The organism is Undibacterium sp. GrIS 1.8 (genome assembly GCF_040544445.1).
In the GTDB taxonomy this organism is placed as follows: Bacteria; Pseudomonadota; Gammaproteobacteria; order Burkholderiales; family Burkholderiaceae_D; genus Undibacterium.
The window spans coordinates 1-20,343 of sequence record NZ_JBEONQ010000020.1; the positions used below are offsets into that span (position 1 = coordinate 1).

Genomic DNA, 20,343 nt, shown 5'->3' on the forward strand with positions numbered 1-20,343 from the left:
TGTCACATGTGCCGCTTCAAACAAGAAAACCAATCGCAACAGTGGCCACACCCATGCTCGACTTTACTGGTTTGGGTATTTTGCAAGAAGCTCAAATGAAAGCAAAATCGCTTTTTGGGAGGTGCCAGACATTTCGCCAGCATCGCCCAAACGTGCTTAGTCGTACAGAAGTGGTTTGATCGTAGCACTATTTTTTATCAGCATATTACGCTTAATGAATATACTCCCCACTATTTTTTTAAAATATCGGTTGTAAACCATTAAATGTATGGACAACTTAAATATACTTATATCCAGTATATAAATTAATTGTAATGCCAGTGCGAGTAATCGTTTTCGTCCTAAGCCATATTAGACATTTGTTTAAAATAAGTACGAAAACGAACAGTAGCCGCAGTTCAAGCATCGTAAAATATCAAATTGCTTCATCCCAACGATCAATCAGATAAGGCTCGCCCATGATTGCACTACGCAAATCCGTTCAATGTGTTTCCCCTGCAGGATTACATCGCATGTCCTATAAACAATGGGGCGATCCTCTCAATCCCCGCGTGCTGGTTTGTGTGCATGGCCTCAGCCGGGTAGCGGACGATTTCGATGCCTTGGCGGAAGTGATGTCGGATACTTATCGCGTCGTTTGCCCTGACGTTGTCGGGCGGGGTCAGTCGGATTGGTTGCGCAACCCCCAGTTTTATCAAGTGCCTCAATATGTCAGCGATATGGTGACCCTGGTTGCAAGGTTGGATGTTGAAACGGTAGATTGGTTTGGCACCTCGATGGGGGGATTGATTGGCATGGGTTTAGCAGCCATGCCGGAGAGTCCTATCAGAAAACTGATCTTGAACGACGTTGGTCCAGTACTCAATCCCGCGGCACTGGTGCGCATTGGAGACTACATAGGCCAGGATGTACGTTTCAATACTTTTGAGGAAGCTGCCGCTTACATTAAGCAGGTTTCCATTTCCTTCGGCCCGCATAGCGATGCGCAATGGCATAAGCTGGCGACTGATGTCTTGAAGCAAAATCAAGACGGTCAATGGATACGTCATTATGATTTGGGTTTGGCAGCGCCAATTAAAGCCACGACACCGGAAATCGCTTTGGCAGGGCAGGGCATGTTGTGGGCGGCCTATGATGCGATAAAGTGCCAGACCTTGGTCGTCAGAGGTTCTGAGTCAGATTTGCTCAGCGAGCAGACCGCACAAGAAATGACACAGCGTGGCCCGCGTGCCGCCGTGGTAGAAATCCCGGGCGTTGGTCATGCTCCTACATTTGTGCAGCCGGAACAAATCGCGATTGCCAGAGCGTTTTTTCTGGCATAAAACTATGCCTCATCGGACAGTCATAGAGGTTTCTATAATGAGTGATCAATCAGCAGGATTGCAATGAGCTTACAACGTTTTCATGTCGGGCAACGCTTGTCCGAAACTGCTATTTTTAATAAAACGATTTATTTAGCCGGTCAGATTCCCGAAGATACCAGCCAAGATATTATCGGCCAAACTACGGAAGTATTGGGGCATGTTGACCGCCTGCTAGCGGAGGCCGGAAGCGACAAATCGCACATTCTGATGTGTCAGATTTTTTTATCCGATATTACTCAAATTAGCGGCATGAATCAGGCATGGGACGCATGGGTTGCTGAGGGTAATGCACCGCCAAGGGCGACTGTACAAGCCGCGTTGGCAAATCCGGATTGGTTGATTGAAGTAGTCGTTACTGCGGCACAAAAATAAGTAAAAACAAATAGACATTATGGTATCGACATCAGCATTAGCAGCGCCGTCAGAATCTCAATTGCAGTCGCAATTGTTAGAAGGATTGTCGGAGAGCGAATCTGCCCGCGTCATGGCAGCACTTGAATTCGTCACTCCTTTATACGTAAATCGTAATGTGGTCACAGGTCAAAATGCGCTGCAATTTGTGCAGGGCGTCGTTTCTACATTGGTGATGTTGCGTACCGATGTGGATACCCGGATTGCTGGTTTATTGTTTGAATTGCCGGAACTAAGTCCCGCTGCCGCCGCACAAATTGAAACTCGGTTTGGTAAAGAAATTGGCGATCTGGTCTCTGGTATTCGCCGTCTGATGCGCCTGCGCGAGGCGGCCTTGACCCAACATGATGTTGGTCGCGGCAAGGACTCCGCAGAAAAAACCGCGACCCAAATGGAAACCTTGCGCAAGATGGTGCTAGCGATGGCAACCGATATGCGTGTAGTCCTTGTTCGCTTGGCGTCGCGCGTGACGACCTTGCGTTATTTCGCTGATTGTAAACGTGACGATGCCGTATCACAGCAATACGCTAGCGAGACCATGGATTTGTATGCGCCGCTGGCAAACCGGCTGGGTGTCTGGCAATTGAAATGGGAGTTAGAAGATTTATCCTTCCGTTTTATGGAGCCTGCGCAATACAAACGTATCGCCAAAATGCTGGAAGAAAAAAGGCTGGAGCGCGAGAGTTTTGTGGTCTCTGCGATTAGTCGTCTGAATGCAGAATTAAAAGCAGCTGACATCAAAGCAGAGGTCTCTGGACGACCTAAACACATCTACAGTATTTTTAAAAAGATGAAGGGCAAGGACGTCAATTTTGATGAGCTATACGACGTGCGTGCTTTCCGTGTGGTGGTTGATGATGTTAAAGATTGCTACACCGTTTTGGGCTTGGTCCATAACGCGTGGACTCCGCTGCCTAATGAGTTTGACGATTATATTTCTCGCCCAAAACAAAATGGCTATCAATCATTGCATACCGTCGTGGTGGTGGAAGATGGCCGTCCGCTGGAAGTGCAAATACGCACCCGCGCCATGCATCAGTTTGCTGAGTATGGCGTAGCAGCGCACTGGCGCTATAAAGAATCTGGTGGGTCCAATTTTTCTGCACAAGAATACGATGAAAAAATTGCTTGGCTCAGACAACTATTAGCATGGAAATCCGAGGTCGCCGATGTGGTGGTTGGTCAGGAAGAATTACAGCGTGAATGGGTAGAAAAAATCAAAGCAGCGACGCTGGATGATCGTATTTATGTCCTGACGCCGCAAGCGCGTGTGATTGAATTGCCGAGTGGCTCTACCCCGGTCGATTTTGCTTACCATTTGCATACCGATGTCGGACATCGTTGTCGTGGTGCGCGCGTCGATAACGTCATGGTGCCACTAAATACGCCGCTAAAAAATGGTCAGACGGTAGAGATCATTACGCTCAAAGTAGGCTCGTCCCAGACCGGACCGTCGCGCGATTGGCTCAACATAGAATATTCAGCGAGCACCCGTACCCGCAGCAAAATTCGCGCTTGGTTTAATGTGATTGATCAGCAAGAAACGCTTTCGAATGGTCGATCGCTTGTTGAAAAAACCTTGCAGCGCGAAGGTAAAACCGCCGTCAATCTGGATGAATTGGCGCGCAAGCTGGGGTTTGCCAATGTAGAAGAATTATTTTTGTCGGTCGGTAAAGATGAGTTCAGTCTGCGCCAGATAGAAAATAGTTTGCGCGAAACCGTCGAGGTCGTCGACCCGGACGAAATTGATATTACCAATAAAAGCCGCGCGTCCAGCGTGACCCAAGGTGCTAAGTCCGGCGTACTGGTTGTCGGTACCGAAGGTCTGATGACGCAGCTAGCACGCTGTTGTAAACCTGCGCCACCAGATGGCATTATTGGTTTCGTCACACGTGGCAAAGGGGTTTCTATTCACCGTCTTAACTGCAAAAATTTTGCGGAAATGCGGACTAAAGCGCCTGAACGTGTATTGCAAACCACCTGGGGCGAGCACGGTAAAGAAACGGTTTATCCGGTTGATATTTTTGTGCTGGCACAAGACAGACAAGGATTGTTACGCGATATCTCAGAAGTATTCTCCCGAGAAAAAATCAATGTGATCGGTGTCAACACACAAAGCGCGAAGTCGCAGGCGCGGATGTCGTTTACTGCAGAAATCACCGGCACAGCGCAACTGCAAAAAGCCTTGATGGTGATACGGGAAGTGAGCGGAGTATTAGAGGTACGAAGGAATTAAACTAGAACGTCCAATGAAAGTGCGGCTCCTGGCATGATTTCGTGCCAGGAGCCGCACTTTTATTGGACGTCTTGTTTTAGAAGCTCTGTTTTATAAGCTCCCTTTTTGCTATTACTTTTATTTTATAACCAAGTCCGGCGACATAATCGCTTTCAGATAGGTTTGCAAATCGTCGTCGCCTTCCTCTTTGTTTCTCTGCTTTTGGCTAATCCACCAGACATTACCTTTGCGCACTGCGCACTCTTGTTGCATTGGTGCGATCAGACGTGCAGCGACTTGCCCCAGGGTTGGCTGGTGTCCAATGATCAGCACAGGTTCGCGGCTATTCGGCCAGTTGGCCGCTTGTAGCAAGGCGTCTGCATCTGCATCTGGGCCTATCTCATGCAGCACTTTAAACTTGCGGTCGAGTGCTGCCATGGTCTCTCTGGTTCTTACCGTTGGGCTAACCAGGATGCGACAGGTCTCAGGTAAATTACTATCTAGCCAATAGGCCATTTTATTAGCTTGTTTAATGCCTTTGCCTGTGAGCTTACGAAAGCTGTCGGGCATCTCTGGCGTTGCTATTTCTGCTTCTGCATGGCGCCACAAGATCAAGTCCATTTTATTCGCCCTCTGTTTCAGACAAAGAGCCTAGGCGTTGCATCAGGCTCTGTTGTGCGCAGATAGCGGCCTGTTTTGTGCGGGCTTTTTTGCGGTGGTATTCGCCCTCACTATCCAGCGTCCAGGCATTGACGTTATCTTTTAAATAGGGGTCAAGGCCTTCTGTGATCACCCGTTTTTTCAGGGATTTATCCAAAATCGGGAAGGCCACTTCAATCCGGCGGAATAAATTACGACTCATCCAATCAGCACTGGCCAGATGGACATCATGTGCCAGATCATTGCGGAAATAATAAATGCGGCTGTGTTCCAAAAAACGTCCGATGATAGAGCGCACCTTGATGTTTTCCGATAATCCCGGTACGCCAGGTCGCAGGGCGCAGGCACCGCGAATGATCAGATCAATTTTTACGCCATCGGCAGAGGCAGCATACAAAGCGCGGATGACGGATTCATCCAGCAAGGCATTCATTTTTGCGATGATACGACCAGGCCGACCCGAGCGCGCGATTTTGGCTTCGTTACGGATGGCTTTGATGATTTGTGGTTGGAGGGCAAATGGCGCTAGCCAAAGGTATTCCAGCTTCTTGGGTTTATTTAATCCGGTTAAATGAATGAAGACTTCATTCACCTCAGCCGCCAGTTCCGGGTGTGCAGTGAGCAAACCAAAATCGGTGTAAAACTTGGTAGTTGACGGATGATAATTACCTGTACCCATGTGCGCATAATGGCGCAAGACGCCTCCTTCTTCACGCCGTATCACCAGTGCCAGCTTGGCATGCGTCTTTAATCCAACCACACCATACACAACTTGCGCACCAGCTCTTTGCAGTCGGTCCGCCCAGTTGATATTGGCTTCTTCATCAAAGCGCGCCATTAGTTCTACGATGACAGTCACTTCTTTGCCATGACGTGCCGCAGTGATCAGCGACTCCATCAAATCTGAATTCATGCCGGTACGATAAATTGTCTGTTTAATTGCGACGACACTTGGGTCGAGTGAGGCTGACCGGATGAAATCAATGACTGTCTGAAACGGTTGGAAAGGGTGGTGCAGCAAAATATCTTGCTTACCAAGTAAAGTAAAAATATCGTTATGGGTATATTTTGAATTAATCTTGGCCGAGAAGGGCGGGAAGCGCAGGCTAGGTTGCTTGACGTGATCGACTAACTCTGACAAGCGCACCATATTCACCGGACCATCTACCGGATATAAGCGATCTTGATCTAATGCAAATTGAGATAGTAAAAACTGGGCTAAATCATTAGGGCAGTTTTTTGCAACTTCTAAGCGAACTGCAACACCAAACTGACGACTTTGTAATTCGCCTTGTAAAGCCTGGCGCAGATTTTTAACTTCTTCCTCATCAACCCACAAATCGCTATCGCGCGTGACGCGGAATTGTGAATACGCCAATACCTCACGACCATTGAATAAATCGCCAATATGCGCATGAATAACTGAGGATAACAGGCAGAACGATAAGCCTTTGTCCGACAACTCATCTGGCAATTTAATTACACGCGGCAGTACCCGTGGTGCTTTTACAATCGCAATCGCAGTATCCCGACCGAAAGCATCTTTGCCTGCCAGTGAGACGATAAAATTAAGACTTTTATTAACAACCTGTGGAAATGGATGTGCCGGATCAAGGCCGATCGGTGTGAGCAGCGGTTTGACTTCGCGGTCAAAATAGCTTTTCACCCAGGCGCGTTGCGCTTCATTTCTATCGGTATGACGCAATAAATGGATACGCTTGCGTGCCAATTGCGGCAGGATTTCTTGATTTAATACTTCGTATTGGCGTTTTGCCAGTTGATGGCATTCGGTATTAATGCGCTCCATCATCGCAACAAAAGTCGCATGCTGTGCCAACTCGCCATCAATCGTATTTTGCGCTAACAGGCTGGCGACCCTGACTTCAAAAAATTCATCCAAGTTGCTACCGACGATACATAAGTAGCGCAGTCTCTCCATCAAAGGGATCGTTTTATCTTCCGCCTGCGCCAGTACTCGCCAGTTAAACGCGATCTGTGACATCTCTCGGTCAAGGAAGATTGCCGAGCGCGGCAACTCCGTTGGTGCCTGGGGAGTTTGCGTATTGTGGCCTGTCACAATTGGTTTTGCCGGTGGTTTCGGTGGTGTTTTTGTATCAGCGTGTGGCGTTTCATGCAAGTCTTCTTCACTGACAGTCACCACTTTTTCCGCTGATGGGTCGGGTAATTTTTGATCTTGCATTTTGCTCGCGTGTCATAGAGACCGTCATAGATAGGTGAATAGATTGTAAAGAAGCAATATGACAAGTTTATGACAGAAAAATACAAATTTTCATATCGTTTCATCTATTATTACATCATATTAAATGAAGTCATAATCTTGTCACAATTGGATTGTAGAGTTCGCTTCGTACTAAATGGATAGCATCATGTTATTTAACTCAGAGGTGAATATGCAACTCAATCGTATCGTCAAATCTTTAGTTGTTACGCTGGCAGCAGTCGGTGCAACTGTTTCTTTATCTGCCGCCTATGCCGCAGATATGACTGGCGCTGGTGCCACCTTCCCTTATCCAATCTACGCTAAATGGGCAGAAGCCTATAAAAAAGCAACCGGCAATGGCTTGAACTATCAGTCTATCGGTTCTGGCGGTGGTATCAAACAAATTAAAGCAAAAACAGTCGATTTCGGCGCATCAGACATGCCTTTGAAGTTAGAAGAGCTGGAAGCCGATGGCCTGACACAATTCCCGGCGATCATTGGCGGTGTAGTGCCTGTCGTTAATCTGGATGGTGTTGAGCCAGGTAAGATGAAGATGACTGGTGACGTACTCGCCGGTATCTACATAGGCAAGATCACAAAATGGAATGCACCAGAGATCGTTGCATTGAATCCAGGTATCAAATTGCCAGCAGAAGACATCAATGTTGTACACCGTTCTGACGGTTCCGGTACAACATTCTTGTGGTCTGACTATCTGTCTAAAGTCAATGCAGAATTCAAAACAGTCGTTGGCGCAAGCACTGCAGTCAAATGGCCAGTTGGTTTGGGCGGTAAAGGTAACGAAGGCGTTGCAGCTAACGTACAACGTATCAAAAATTCCATCGGTTATGTTGAGTACGCTTACGTAAAACGTAACAAAATGACCTATACCTTGTTGAAAAATGCAGATGGTCAGTTCGCACAGCCTGATGATGAAAACTTCAAAGCGGCTGCCGCTGGTGCAGACTGGGCAAAAGCACCAGGTATGTATTTGGTGTTGACTAACCAGCCAGGCAAAGTTACATGGCCTATCACTGGCGCATCTTTCATCATTATGTACAAATCCCAAGTAGAAGCTGACAAGGGTAAAGAAGTGTTGAAATTCTTTGACTGGGCATTCAAAAACGGTGGCGCGATGGCGACTGAGTTGGAATATGTATCTTTGCCAGCACCAGTTGTTAAGTTAATTGAAGATAGCTGGAAATCTAAAATCAAAGACGCTTCTGGTAAAGCAATCTGGTAATTAATTTAGTTTGAATCTACAGCATCGGAGCGACGAAGTTACCTTGTAAAACTTCGAAGTTCCGACGATGTTAATCAAGAGTTTTACAGGCACTGTTTGATTTCAGTGCCTTTGTTTAAGTGGTCATGAACAGGTAAGTCAACGCGTAAGTGAACTGGTAAGTTAACGGACCAGACAACGATGTTCATGCCGATCACTTATTAAGCTGCTAGTAAACCAATATGGAAATCTCCTTCCATGCAGACACAACAACCTCCGATCGCTATGTCAGCCTCCTCATCTACATCAAGCAATCCGCAGCAACATACAACGCAGCCAAGCGCACCAGCAAATCATGCTGAGGTGAATATGGCAGCGGTGATGCGCCGTCAGCAGTGGCAGGATTTTTTATTTCATAAACTGACATTCGGCTTCGCTTTGTTTGTTTTGGTGGTGCTTGTAGGCATCATTATTTCACTCATCATTCGCGCTTGGCCAGCGATGCAAGAATTTGGTTTTGCCTTCGTGACGACGATAGAGTGGGACCCGGTCAATGATAAATACGGTGGTTTGATCGCCATTGTCGGTACCCTGGCAACCTCGATTATCGCCTTGCTGATCGCCTTCCCGGTGAGTTTTGGTATCGCTTTGTTTTTAACTGAGATTTGTCCCGCCTGGCTTAAACGCCCGCTTGGTACTTCAATAGAATTATTGGCCGGTGTGCCAAGTATTATTTACGGTATGTGGGGTTTGTTTGTATTCGCACCGCTGTTTTCGGATTACATACAACCAGCGTTACACGCAACGCTAGGTAAATTGCCTGTGATTGGAGTGATGTTTTCTGGCCCTATGATAGGTATCGGTATTTTGTCTGCCGGTGTGATCTTAGCGATCATGATTATTCCTTTTATCGCGTCTGTCATGCGTGATGTGTTTGAAGTTGTCCCGCCAGTCTTAAAAGAGTCGGCCTACGGTCTTGGCTGTACTAAATGGGAAGTCGTTAGAAAAATCGTTTTGCCTTATACAAAAATCGGTGTAGTCGGCGGTGTGATGCTGGGCTTAGGTCGGGCTTTGGGCGAGACTATGGCGATTACTTTTGTGATCGGTAATGCGCACAAATTATCTTGGTCTTTGTTCGCTCCGGGTAACAGTATTGCCTCTACCTTAGCGAATGAATTTGCCGAAGCCGAGACCGTGTTGCATACATCATCGTTGTTCTTGCTTGGCCTGATTTTGTTTGTCATCACATTTATTGTTTTGGCCGCAGCTAAATTAATGTTGCTTGGTTTGACCAGAAAAGAAGGTGCAAAATGAGCACGAATTCAACCAGTCCTATGACCCTCGCCAGCAACGCTTTAAATTCTTCAGCAAATAATCCTGTCTACAAACGTCGTTTGCTGATGCATAGAATCGGTATTACCTTGTCTTCTCTGGCAATGGCATTAGGCGTGTTTTTCCTGATGTGGATTTTGTTCACTTTGCTGATCAAAGGTTTCTCAGCGATTAGCTTAGATATGTTCACAGAAACAACGCCAGCGCCAGGTAGCGATGGCGGCGGTTTGATGAACGCGATTGTGGGTAGTTTTATGATGGTCGGTTTCGCTACTCTGATCAGTACGCCGATTGGAATTTTGGCCGGTATCTACCTCGCAGAATACGGTGATAAAAGCTGGTTTGGCAGCATCACACGCTTTGTGACGGACATTATGTTGTCAGCACCTTCCATAGTCATTGGTTTGTTTGTGTATGCCATCTATGTATTTAATGTTAAACATTTTTCTGGATGGGCCGGTAGTTTAGCGATCTCCTTGATTGCCATACCGGTGGTTGTGCGTACCACAGATAATATGCTCGGATTAGTGCCAACCAGTTTGCGCGAAGCTGCTTTTGCACTCGGCGCACCGCGCTGGAAAGTCGCTTTGCTAATCCGTTTGCGCGCTGTTAAAGCGGGTGTCGTTACTGGTATTTTGTTAGCGGTTGCCCGTATCTCTGGTGAGACCGCACCTTTGTTATTCACTGCATTGAATAACCAATTCTTTAACGGCAATATGAATAAGCCGATGGCCAACTTGCCTGTAGTGATTTACCAGTTCGCTATGAGTCCTTACGACAACTGGCGTGACCTTGCATGGGGCGGCGCTTTGCTGATTACATTTAGCGTATTGGGATTGAATATCCTGTCTCGCACGATGTTTAATCAAAAAGTACAAAATTAATTTCTTGGAACCAGCATGATGACAACGCCAATGAGTACAAATATGAATAATGGAATCAACGTAGCTATTAATCCATCGATGAATGCTGGTTTAAATTCATCTTCGAGTGCGACTGCCAGCGCAGACATGAAAATGTCGATAGAAATTTCTGGATTGAATTTTTTCTACGGTGCGACACGTAGCTTGCGTGATATTAATTTGAATATCCATGACAAAAAAGTGACTGCATTTATCGGTCCTTCTGGTTGCGGAAAATCGACATTATTGCGGACTTTAAATCGTATGTATGATCTGTATCCAGGCCAGCGTGCCGAGGGCAAGATTATGTACAACGGTAAGAATATTTTAGATGCCGATCAAGACATCAATCTTTTGCGCGCCAAAGTTGGTATGGTGTTTCAGAAGCCGACACCGTTCCCGATGTCGGTGTATGACAACATCGCATTCGGTGTTCGCTTGTATGAAAATTTGTCCAAAGGTGAGATGGATGAACGGGTTGAATGGGCATTGAAAAAAGCAGCATTGTGGACCGAAGTTAAAGACAAACTGAATAAAAGCGGTCTGAGTTTATCTGGTGGTCAGCAACAACGTTTGTGCATCGCGCGCGGCGTATCAGTGAAGCCAGAAGTCTTGTTGTTGGACGAACCAACCTCGGCGCTGGACCCGATCTCTACCGTCAAGATTGAAGAATTGATTCATGAGTTAAAGCAGGATTACACCATCGCGATTGTGACGCACAACATGCAGCAAGCAGCGCGTTGCTCTGATTACACCGCGTATATGTATTTGGGCGAACTGGTGGAATTTAGTGAGACCGATCAGATCTTTATGAATCCGGTCAAAAAAGAAACACAGGATTACATCACGGGTCGTTTCGGCTAACTGCGCGCGTGGATATAAAGTAAAAAACTAAGTTAAAAACTAAGTAAGAAATTGCACATTTAGGAGTAGACCGTGATAGGTGAACATTCTTCAAAACAATACGACAATGATCTGGAAACGATACGTTCCAAGGTCTTGATGATGGGCGGTTTGGTTGAAAACCATTTCCATGATGCGATGTCGTGCTTCCGCACTGGTAATGCAGATCAGGCAGAACTGGTAATCAAATCTGATCTAGAAGTGAATCGCCTTGAGGTATTGCTGGATGATATGTGCAGCCACCTCATCGTCAAGCGCCAGCCTGCTGCGAACGATCTGCGTACCGTCATGGCGACTGGCAAAGTAATCACCGATCTGGAACGGATTGGCGATGAATCGACCAAGATCGCACGGATTGCCAGAGATGCTGCGGCCAATCGTAAATCCGTTGCCATCTTCAGTGGTTACGAAACCGTGCGTGTGTTGGCCAGTGGCGTAGGTGAAATGTTGCATCAGGCACTAGATTGCTTTGCCCGTCTGGATGGCGAGCAGGCAGTGCGCCTGATTGCCCAAGATGCGATTGTGGATAATGATTTCCGTTCCATCATGCGTAATCTGATTACTTTTATGATGGAAGATCCAAGCACGATTTCATCTTCGCTTGACGCCCTCTGGGTTGCCAAAGCGATTGAACGTATTGGTGATCATTCTAAAAATATCGCTGAGCACGTGATCTATATTATCGAAGGCAAAGACATCCGCCATTCTGACTATGTAGCGACCAAACAAGAGCAAAATAACTAATCTAAATTATGGCTGCTGATAAGACAACAATCCTCATTGTGGAAGACGAACCAGCAATTGTCGAGCTGGTTACTTTTACACTCCGTGCTGCTGGCTGGAACACATTTGCTGTGAATAACACCGCAGAAGCATGGGAATTTATTCAACGCAGAACACCACAGTTGATTTTGTTGGATTGGATGCTGCCTGACCAGAGCGGTTTGCGGCTGTTGTCTAAAATTCGTGCTGACCGCAACTTCAATGAGATGCCTGTCATCATGTTGACTGCCAAAAGCATGGAAGAAGACAAAATTGCTGGCCTGGATCATGGTGCAGATGACTACGTCACGAAACCGTTTTCTCCCCGCGAGCTGACCGCCCGTATCAAAGCCTTGTTGCGCCGCAAGAGCCCAGAACATGCACAAAGCGCATTAGCTGCGGGCCCGGTGATACTCGATCCAGTGAGTTGCACTGTCAAAATTGATGAGCAAAAAGTCGATATCGGGCATGCGGAATACAAGCTGCTCAAGTTTTTTATGGCGCATCCAGAGCGCGTTTTTTCCCGTAGCCAATTACTCGACAAAGTCTGGGGCGACCATGTCGTGATTGAAGAGCGTACTGTCGATGTGCATGTACTGCGTTTGCGTAAAGTATTGAAAGAGGCCGAGTCCTTGATTAAAACGGTACGTAGCGTCGGTTATATGCTGTCAGAAAAATAGTCAGAGCTGTAGTTTGCTTAGAATCAGTAATATCGATATGCTGACAATAAACTATATATAATCCATATACTCCCCATAAATTTTTTTAAAAATGCCGTATTGTCCAGAATTTATATGGACAGCTTATATATACAGGTATGGAGTATATTATTTATCATAGACGTTATTATCTGACTAACGCCGCTTCGTCAGCGCAGTTCTTGATTTTTAGTAGCTGATTTACTAGCTGACTCGGCATCTCGTTTTGCATACTGTTTTGCATCTCGTTTAGCATCTTATTTCGCAAATTATTTAGACCATTTAATGCATCCTCATCTCGTATTCTGGATTTCCGCCATAGTGCGTATGATCGTCGTTTTGTTAACCGCTGCGGTAGGCTGGTTTTGTTGGGGTGCGGTGCCTGGTTTGCTACTCGGCCTGGCTGGAATGATGGGTTTGATTTGTATCCAGTTATTCTATTTACTGCGACTCTCCGATTGGCTGGACAATCCGAATACGGTTCGGCTACCCGATGGCTGGGGCGCATGGACTGACGTGTTCTCTCGTTTGTATCGCCTGCGCCGTGGCGATGAAAAAAACCAGGCCGAACTGGCAGAGTGGCTGGCGCGCTTTCGCCAGGCCATGACTTTGTTGCCCGATGGTGTGGTCATCATGGACGACGTACTATTTTTGGAATGGTGCAACCCCGCGGCGGAGAGCCATCTTGGTCTGAGTCTACGTCAAGATAAAGGCATGCGAATTACCAATCTGGTACGCAGCCCCGAGTTTATGGACTACATCATTTTAGGGCGCTATGACTCGCCACTTACTTTGTCTTTCCGCGAGCGCAAGCTGATCGTCCACATTATCCCGTTTGAAAATCGACGTCAAATTCTGGTCACGCATGATGTGACAGAGTCCGAACGTATAGACATGATGCGGCGCGATTTTATCGCCAACGCCTCGCATGAATTGCGTACACCGCTGACCGTGATTAACGGTTTTCTGGAGATTGCCTCCATGCAGCCGGATCTGGATTCCAGCATCCGCATGTCGCATCTTAAATTGATGGCAGAGCAGGGCGAACGTATGCAGCGTCTGGTTGAGGATATGTTGACCTTAACCCGTCTGGAATCGATCGATTATCCTATGCGCCCGGAGCGCATTGACATGCGCGCCATGCTAGAGCAAATTTTAAAAGAAGCACATGCCTTATCTGCCGGACGGCATCATATTAGTCTGGAATTTAACGGCTCGGATTTATTAGGCAGCAATGATGAAATCCGTAGCGCGCTAACCAACTTAGTCACTAATGCTATTCGCTATACGCCAGAAAATGGTGAAATCAAACTGATTTGGAAAAATCAAACCAATGGTCAGGGTCAGAAATTTATCGTACAAGATAATGGTATCGGCATTAGTAACGATCATATCTCTCGATTAACCGAGCGTTTTTATCGCGTTGATAAAAGCCGTTCCCGCGAGACACAGGGCACCGGTCTTGGCTTAGCCATTGTGAAGCATGTATTGCTGCGCCATAAAGGCCATCTGGTGATCGAATCTACGCCGAATGTCGGTAGCAAGTTCTGCGTACAATTTCCGGCATCGGCAAGTGTGGCGCATGAGGATGGCTTGTTCCAGTAATTGATTTGATGAAATCACGATCCTTGTTTTGCAGGGATCGTGAACTCTTAAAACTCATTCCATCACCGCAAACTAATCGTCTGCTTTTTCCATACCGGATCTTGCCAGCGATAAAACAGACTTAAAGAGCTTGGCTTATCTGCCGATTTTTCTGTTTGTAAAGACTCCATACTGATTAATTCAAAACTGCGTTTGTAGCGACCATCGATTCTGGCTTCACGTGCGACCAGCATTTTTGTCGTGCCAGGTACCCAGCCGGCAAATTCTGCATAACCCAGATCGGGGTCGCTATTGGCTGGTGGCAGCACATCAATCACCCAGTCCTTGCCGCTCTGATGGAATAGCCACATTTCGCGCCAGGAATCCATCGGTTGCACCGCCAAAGTCAGCGCAGTCGCTTGTGCGTTCGGCCGTGCTGATGCGGTCCATACCAGACTATAAGTACAGCGCTGTACCAGCGGTGCTTTTACGTCATGCTTTGCATCGACCAAGGCAATACAAGTCTCGCCGGGTTGGCCTGCAGTTGTGACGATATGCAGGCTTTTTCCATCTGTCGGAGTGCTGGTCGGTACCGCTACCGGTGTCGGCTCCGCCGCCCAACGCATACTGCCTGTACGCACGCCTGCATCGGCATAACTATTCAGATCGTCGTCACTCATTTCGCTTTTGTTCACTGCGGCTAATTCTGTCAATGCACGGGTCGCTGCCGGTTGGCTGTTATCGCCTTTACGTTGATGTTGAAAAGCGATGCTGGACCAGACACCGGCACGGCGCATATGAATACGATTTTTCAGGTACTCCGGCAACTCGCTGATATCAACACGATCTAGCACGTCGGCGCGCCACAGATCAAGACTATTGCGCTCGGTTGGACGCATCACCGGATCGATGCAATCAGCACGTGTCAGCGCCAGCGCTGCAGTGGCTTTTTGCGTTTGATTTGCGCTCATTGCCAGCACGCGGCGGAAGGCTTCGCCGTCATAGCAAAGCTGGATACGACCATCACGTTCTAAACCTTTGAGATTAACGCCGTAATAAGCGGCGACCTCTAAGTGGGCAGAAATTTGGGCCTCATTTGGTTTTATTGTTGCACCAAGCGCTTTGTTCGATGCACGTCGCGCCAGACGCTCTGCCATTCCACCCAACGCATCAAAAGCTTCTACATTGATTGCCTGTGCTGGTGCTGCTTTTAAAAATGCTGCGGTATAGGCAATACCCAATGCCTCTGCACCCGGCGTATCACGTAAGAACCGGACCACGGATAATAATTCTGGTGCGTCGTCTGGCTTCATCGATACCATTCTGACCTGACTGGCTTTGATATAACCTGCGCGTTCGCGGCGGTGATCATAGACTTGCAAGTAATCGAGTTTTTCACCACGGATTTCCAAACTATCGCCTTGCCATAATACGGCTTGCTGTTGTCCGCTATCTTTCGGCGAGGCGCGCAACTGCGCCTGATCCTGGGTCACAATGGCGATTAAAGTGATGGCAGTAGCTAACATGATTATTGGCTTTCTTCTGTCGTGTTGGTCGGTGTTGTCGTCTGTAAGTGCGCTTGCTGATTTTTACCAATTCCCAATAAAGCCGATCCGATAAAGCCACCATCTGCAGGCGGTGGCGCGATGATGACGGAAATTTTGTCGGACAATTTATCCGCCATGGTTTTTTGTATCAGTAATGGATGTTTCGTCAGCAACGCGCCATCTCTTTCTAATTGTGCGCTGGCGACTTTGCCGACCAGATCCTGACGATAGGCTTCTGCATCCGCCAGTTTGCGGCGTGAATCTGCTTCGCCGGAGGCTTCGATAATACGGGCTTGCGCTGTCCCTTCAGAGGTTTTGATGCGAGAGATTTTTTCCGCTTCGGCCTCTAACTGCCTTTGTTCGATTTGTTTTTGCTTAAATGGCAGTACATGCTTCATCGCTTCTTCTTGCGCTTTGGCTGCAATGATTTGCTCGCTGGCAGCTGCCTCTGCATTTTTTTCACGACGGATTTTTTCTGCATCGGCTTCTAAGGATGTTTGCTGCACCTGCTTACTTTTTAGTTCTAGGGTGTAGCGCATTTTTTCACTCTCTAACTCTTCTGCCAGCAGCTTTTCCATGCCTGCTTTGTAGTCTTCTGGTAAATCAACTTTGCCTATCATCACGCTTCGGAGGACGATGCCATCTGTCGCCAGTTTAGGCTTGAGTTCGGCCTCGATTAATTGCTGGATTTCTTGACGTTTGCTAGAGAAAATTTCACGCACGGTATAACGGGTAAAGGCTTTGTAGATCACGCCTTGTACGGCGGGTTCAACAATTTCACCATTGATGTCGCGCGGTAGATTTTTGCTCATACTAGTTAATTTGGCTGGGTCCAGGACATATCGCACAGTCAGGTCAACACCAAGTGACAAGCCTTCTACCGACTGAAATGGCGCTTCACCATTGGCCTTAGCACTTTTCACAGGACGATAGATTTGATCGAGTAAGGAGTAGCGACGTAATTCATGAATGCCAGGGATGACCATGGCAGTACCAGCCCGCAATTCTTCTGATACGCCGGTGAATTGGTTGATCCGTATACCGACTTCACCACGTTCTATGGTTTGTGCAGGCGGATGCTTGACGACGACGTAACCAGTAGCGCCTATCGTTGCCAGAATCAACAAACGTTTGATGATTTTGCCGCCATGAGTTTTGACACCGCTTGTGATGACATTGCCTGCACCATTCGCAATCCCGCCGGATGTATGGAACACGCCGGATGCGCCCTTGGATAATGCGGAACGGATAGCTTGCACGATAGTTTTGATACGGTCAGACATGGCATTCTCCTGTGAGTGGCGTTGTGTACTAAATTGGTACTAAATGAGTGCTGAATAGGTACTGAGCTTGCTGTGGGCGCCGCGTTTATTTGCTGCTGTTCCCTGAGACACATCATGCGACTAGCTGCGCGGAAGAATCAACGAGGCAGCCGTGCCAGTATCTTCATCGCACCAGAGCGCTTGCTCCTTCAGCGGAATCGACGGAAGACCGTGTGAGTAAAAACTCACAGCCAGAGGTATGACTTTTGTGCTGAAAGCGTGGATACTCATGTGATTGAATTTTGGTTGAATTTTGGTTGAATATGATCGACTAACAACATGCGTTAGCAGACAGCAAGAGAGGCAGAACATGGTAAAAGTAGCCGTCATCGAGGACGATCTCCCAACCAGTAACCAACTTAAATCCTGGATAGAATCCGCCAAGCCCGGCATTCAGGTAGATCAATGGTTTAGTCGTGACGATGCAGAAGCTGCGCTAGCACGTGAGACCTATGATTTGGTTGTACTCGACATTGAGTTAGGGCGCGAACGCCATGCCGGCGTTGCCATCATCAATGTGATTAACAAAAGTCAGGCGACGCCCGTCCTGGTGGTGTCAGCCATGCCCGCCACGATTTATCGCAGCATTATGAAAGCCTTAGACGCCTGGGATTATTTACAAAAAGCGACCTTTGAAGAAGCTGATTTTATCGACACTTTTCTGGAGATTTTGCGTGCCGTCAAAGAGCGTAAGCAACATAAAGACAATGGCAAACAAGTCGAAGTGATAGATGAGTTAGCGATGGATCCTTTGCGCCAGCGCAGTCCGATCTGGCGTGGTCAGCGGATTAATTTGCCACTGACGGCACAGCGGATTTTGGTCGCTTTATTTGCCAGTCGCGGCCAAGTCGTGTCTTACGACGATTTATATGAAGTCGTTAAAAGTGGACGTAACCGTGACAATATCCGTAAACATGTCAGTACCATCCGCGATGCCTTCCGCGAGATTGATCCTGATTTTGAAGGTATAGAAAACGTGCCTATGCGCGGTTTCCGTTGGGTGGACGCTAAGTGATGAGATCGCTTTTTTCTGCACTAGCACCGTTTCGACTACGGTTATTATTTCGTACGGCATTTTTACTGCTAGCAATTGCTACTGTGGCTTTAGCAGTTTCAGTTTTGCAGCAAGAAAAGCAGCTCAGTTATAAAAATTATCAGCATAGTTTTGCTAAAACACGTGAGCAGATTTTATCCACCTTGCGCCATCCGGCGGGACAATTGGCGCTACTTAATCCACCCGCAGAAAAGGGTAGCGACAGTTTGCATCCTTTGCTATTACCATTTTCTGCGCTGGATTTTGATGATCAAAATAAGGTGCAGCAAGCAGTAGCGATGTCCGGTTGTCTGGTGCAATACGGCACGACAGGATCGCTCTGTTTAGGCATAGGGAATAATCCCTGGGCTGGCGGCTATATTTATGTTGCAGGTAGTTTTAATAGCGCTGATCTGGTCTCGCATCAGCGCGGTGATGAGAGCCTTGCCCAGGCACACAGAATGCGCGTTAGCGTCAGCCTGCGTGGACAAACTTACCAATGGATTGCTCCGTTTGAAAAAATGCCGGATGCTGGCAAAAAATCGATTGGCCAACGTGGATTAAGTGGAAGGTTAACTGGATTCTGGGCGAGCGAAGCAGACAAGCCCAACGCGCGCCCGGTCAAAGAATTTCGTGGTTGGATTTGGCAAAATGCGAATTGCAATCAGGCTGAACTAGATGATCAGGACAGTACTTGCAGCAAGACCTCCTTCTATTCATTGCGTCTGCCGATCGCTGTCTGGCAAGACGCCTTGTTTGAGAAAAAACGTCCGGTCTGGCCGCCTGAGGATTTAGATCAGGTGAAGGTCAAAATCGCCGTTCTTGCGCCTGATATTGCTCCCGGCTCGATAGGCGAAATTTTGTTTGATAGTGAGAATGGCACGCCAACGCCGCCGTTTTCTCTAAGAGATTTACAAACTCAATTACTACCTGGTGAGACCGTGCGCATACGCAAGCTGACCGGTGGCAAAGAGCTGGTGAATCTGAATGCCCAGGTCGAGCAAGAGAATGAGTCATGGAATTTGTTGACTCGACTGATCCGTCGTTTGCCAGTAGATGACTACGACACACCTTTAGAGAGCAGCGACCAGATCACCACTGCACTCGATACCTATGAGGTTGTACTCAAGGGCGATCTGCGCAGTGTTAGCAAAAGTCTGGCGGTAGTGGCGACGCGGGTGTCTTGGTTTGTCGGTGCGATGTTGCTGGCACTTTTTCTCACCTGGTTGGTGATGGAGATCAGTATTATCCGCAAAATTACGGTGCTGACTAAACGCGCTGCGTCCCTTTCAAAAACGGTTAAAGGTGCTGGCGGTTTGCAGCAATTTGAGCTCGGTGATTTGCGTGGTGATGATGAATTAGGCGTGCTGGCAAGTTGTTTGCACGACTTGTTGCGGCGGGTCAAAGAAGATGTTGAGCGTGAAGGCATTCGTGCAGAACAAGAGAAGCAAATGTGGCATGCAGTCGGGCACGAGATTATGTCCCCTTTGCAATCACTGATGGCTTTACACGGCGCAGCAGATGACCAGAGCAGCCGCTATATCCATCGTATGCAACAAGCGATACGCGTCCTGTATGGCAACGCCTCGCCGAGTGAGGCTTTTCAATCGACTGAATTGCAAGTGACCAGTATCGACATCAGCGCTTTTCTGCATAACGTTGCGGGTAACGCGCCTTGCGTCGGCATACAGCAAGTAGAGTTTATTGGCGGAGATCAGGCAGTTATGGTCAGAGCAGATGATTACTCACTAGAAGATGTGGTGACCCATGTACTGCGAAATGCTGACCGGTATCGCCTGCCTGGCAGCGCGATTACCCTCAACTTACTGATCAGCGAAACCGCAGCTACGATCACGATCCACAATGTCGGCCAACATATTGCAGACGATATGCTGGATAAGATTTTTGAATACGGCGTCTCAGATCAGCAAGATTCCGCTGCCAATGGCAATCGTGGTCAAGGTTTGTTCGTCGCAAAAACCTATATGGCAAAAATGGGTGGAACGATCAGCGCCCAAAACACCGCGGAAGGCGTAAGCTTTGTGCTGAGTTTGCAGCGAGCGGATTGATGGGCTTAGTGAATTTGCTTAGGGGCGTCATTCCAGCGAAGGCTGGAATCCAGTGTCCTGCCAAGCTAGCTTATCTACCAGGCGCTCAAGAGTAATCG

Annotated in this window: 17 protein-coding genes; 12 read left to right on the forward strand and 5 right to left on the reverse strand. The window is 47.6% G+C overall.

All coding sequences use genetic code 11. The features are described from left to right. Nucleotides 1–512 precede the first annotated feature (512 nt). From AAKU64_RS11120 to AAKU64_RS11130, 3 genes are all read left to right on the forward strand, one after another. On the forward strand, nucleotides 513–1,322 hold the full coding sequence (locus tag AAKU64_RS11120; RefSeq protein WP_354331743.1) for an alpha/beta fold hydrolase: 810 nt from the start codon (nucleotides 513–515) through the stop codon (nucleotides 1,320–1,322). A 63-nt stretch (nucleotides 1,323–1,385) separates the two neighbouring features. Beyond that, nucleotides 1,386–1,736 carry a RidA family protein gene (locus AAKU64_RS11125; RefSeq protein ID WP_354331745.1) on the forward strand — a complete coding sequence of 117 codons (351 nt, stop codon included), beginning with the start codon at nucleotides 1,386–1,388 and terminating at the stop codon, nucleotides 1,734–1,736. A gap of 19 nt (nucleotides 1,737–1,755) precedes the next feature. Further along, nucleotides 1,756–4,011, forward strand: coding sequence for a RelA/SpoT family protein (locus tag AAKU64_RS11130; RefSeq protein ID WP_354331747.1), 2,256 nt, complete (start codon nucleotides 1,756–1,758; stop codon nucleotides 4,009–4,011). Nucleotides 4,012–4,128: 117 nt separating this feature from the next. Here the strand turns inward: AAKU64_RS11130 and AAKU64_RS11135 are convergent, their stop codons facing one another. Then, nucleotides 4,129–4,611, reverse strand: coding sequence for a SixA phosphatase family protein (locus AAKU64_RS11135; protein ID WP_322118145.1), 483 nt, complete (start codon nucleotides 4,609–4,611; stop codon nucleotides 4,129–4,131). Between the two features lies 1 nt (nucleotide 4,612). Next, complete coding sequence (gene ppk1 / locus AAKU64_RS11140; RefSeq protein ID WP_354331749.1) at nucleotides 4,613–6,850, reverse strand: polyphosphate kinase 1; 2,238 nt, start codon at nucleotides 6,848–6,850, stop codon at nucleotides 4,613–4,615. A gap of 211 nt (nucleotides 6,851–7,061) precedes the next feature. On the opposite strand from ppk1, the gene pstS reads away from it, so the two are divergent. The 7 genes from pstS to phoR all read left to right on the forward strand — a co-directional run bounded on the left by pstS (nucleotide 7,062) and on the right by phoR (nucleotide 14,295). Further along, nucleotides 7,062–8,114 (forward strand): phosphate ABC transporter substrate-binding protein PstS, encoded by a 1,053-nt coding sequence (pstS, locus tag AAKU64_RS11145; protein WP_354331865.1) that lies wholly within the window; start codon nucleotides 7,062–7,064, stop codon nucleotides 8,112–8,114. 264 nt (nucleotides 8,115–8,378) lie between these two features. After that, nucleotides 8,379–9,407 carry a phosphate ABC transporter permease subunit PstC gene (gene pstC, locus AAKU64_RS11150; RefSeq protein WP_416200145.1) on the forward strand — a complete coding sequence of 343 codons (1,029 nt, stop codon included), beginning with the start codon at nucleotides 8,379–8,381 and terminating at the stop codon, nucleotides 9,405–9,407. Beyond that, entirely contained in the window at nucleotides 9,404–10,309 is a 906-nt protein-coding gene (pstA, locus tag AAKU64_RS11155; RefSeq protein WP_503012598.1) for a phosphate ABC transporter permease PstA, read from the forward strand. Before pstC ends, pstA begins: the two co-directional genes overlap by 4 nt. Nucleotides 10,310–10,435: 126 nt before the next feature. Continuing rightward, nucleotides 10,436–11,191, forward strand: a complete 756-nt coding sequence (gene pstB, locus AAKU64_RS11160; RefSeq protein ID WP_416200146.1) for a phosphate ABC transporter ATP-binding protein PstB — start codon at nucleotides 10,436–10,438, stop codon at nucleotides 11,189–11,191. Between the two features lie 72 nt (nucleotides 11,192–11,263). Further along, the gene (gene phoU / locus AAKU64_RS11165) at nucleotides 11,264–11,974 is read left to right on the forward strand and encodes a phosphate signaling complex protein PhoU (RefSeq protein ID WP_322118147.1); all 711 of its coding nucleotides are present in this window, start codon (nucleotides 11,264–11,266) and stop codon (nucleotides 11,972–11,974) included. Nucleotides 11,975–11,982: 8 nt separating this feature from the next. Then, nucleotides 11,983–12,672, forward strand: coding sequence for a phosphate regulon transcriptional regulator PhoB (gene phoB, locus AAKU64_RS11170; protein WP_322118148.1), 690 nt, complete (start codon nucleotides 11,983–11,985; stop codon nucleotides 12,670–12,672). Nucleotides 12,673–12,975: 303 nt separating this feature from the next. Further along, a complete protein-coding gene (gene phoR / locus AAKU64_RS11175) occupies nucleotides 12,976–14,295 on the forward strand; it encodes a phosphate regulon sensor histidine kinase PhoR (RefSeq protein ID WP_354331751.1) in 1,320 nt (439 codons plus the stop codon). A gap of 62 nt (nucleotides 14,296–14,357) precedes the next feature. On the opposite strand, the gene AAKU64_RS11180 is transcribed toward phoR, so the two are convergent. The 3 genes from AAKU64_RS11180 to AAKU64_RS11190 form a co-directional block, all read right to left on the reverse strand. Beyond that, the gene (locus tag AAKU64_RS11180; RefSeq protein ID WP_354331753.1) at nucleotides 14,358–15,800 is read right to left on the reverse strand and encodes a hypothetical protein; all 1,443 of its coding nucleotides are present in this window, start codon (nucleotides 15,798–15,800) and stop codon (nucleotides 14,358–14,360) included. Nucleotides 15,801–15,802: 2 nt separating this feature from the next. After that, nucleotides 15,803–17,104, reverse strand: coding sequence for a prohibitin family protein (locus AAKU64_RS11185; RefSeq protein ID WP_354331755.1), 1,302 nt, complete (start codon nucleotides 17,102–17,104; stop codon nucleotides 15,803–15,805). A gap of 120 nt (nucleotides 17,105–17,224) precedes the next feature. After that, nucleotides 17,225–17,374: a hypothetical protein gene (locus AAKU64_RS11190; RefSeq protein ID WP_354362148.1), complete on the reverse strand. Its 150-nt coding sequence runs from the start codon at nucleotides 17,372–17,374 to the stop codon at nucleotides 17,225–17,227. Between the two features lie 79 nt (nucleotides 17,375–17,453). Here AAKU64_RS11190 and AAKU64_RS11195 point away from each other — a divergent pair, with 79 nt between their 5' ends. After that, nucleotides 17,454–18,158 (forward strand): response regulator transcription factor, encoded by a 705-nt coding sequence (locus AAKU64_RS11195; protein ID WP_354331757.1) that lies wholly within the window; start codon nucleotides 17,454–17,456, stop codon nucleotides 18,156–18,158. Beyond that, nucleotides 18,158–20,245: a sensor histidine kinase gene (locus AAKU64_RS11200; RefSeq protein ID WP_354331759.1), complete on the forward strand. Its 2,088-nt coding sequence runs from the start codon at nucleotides 18,158–18,160 to the stop codon at nucleotides 20,243–20,245. The genes AAKU64_RS11195 and AAKU64_RS11200 overlap by 1 nt, the downstream gene beginning before the upstream one ends. Nucleotides 20,246–20,343 lie beyond the last annotated feature (98 nt).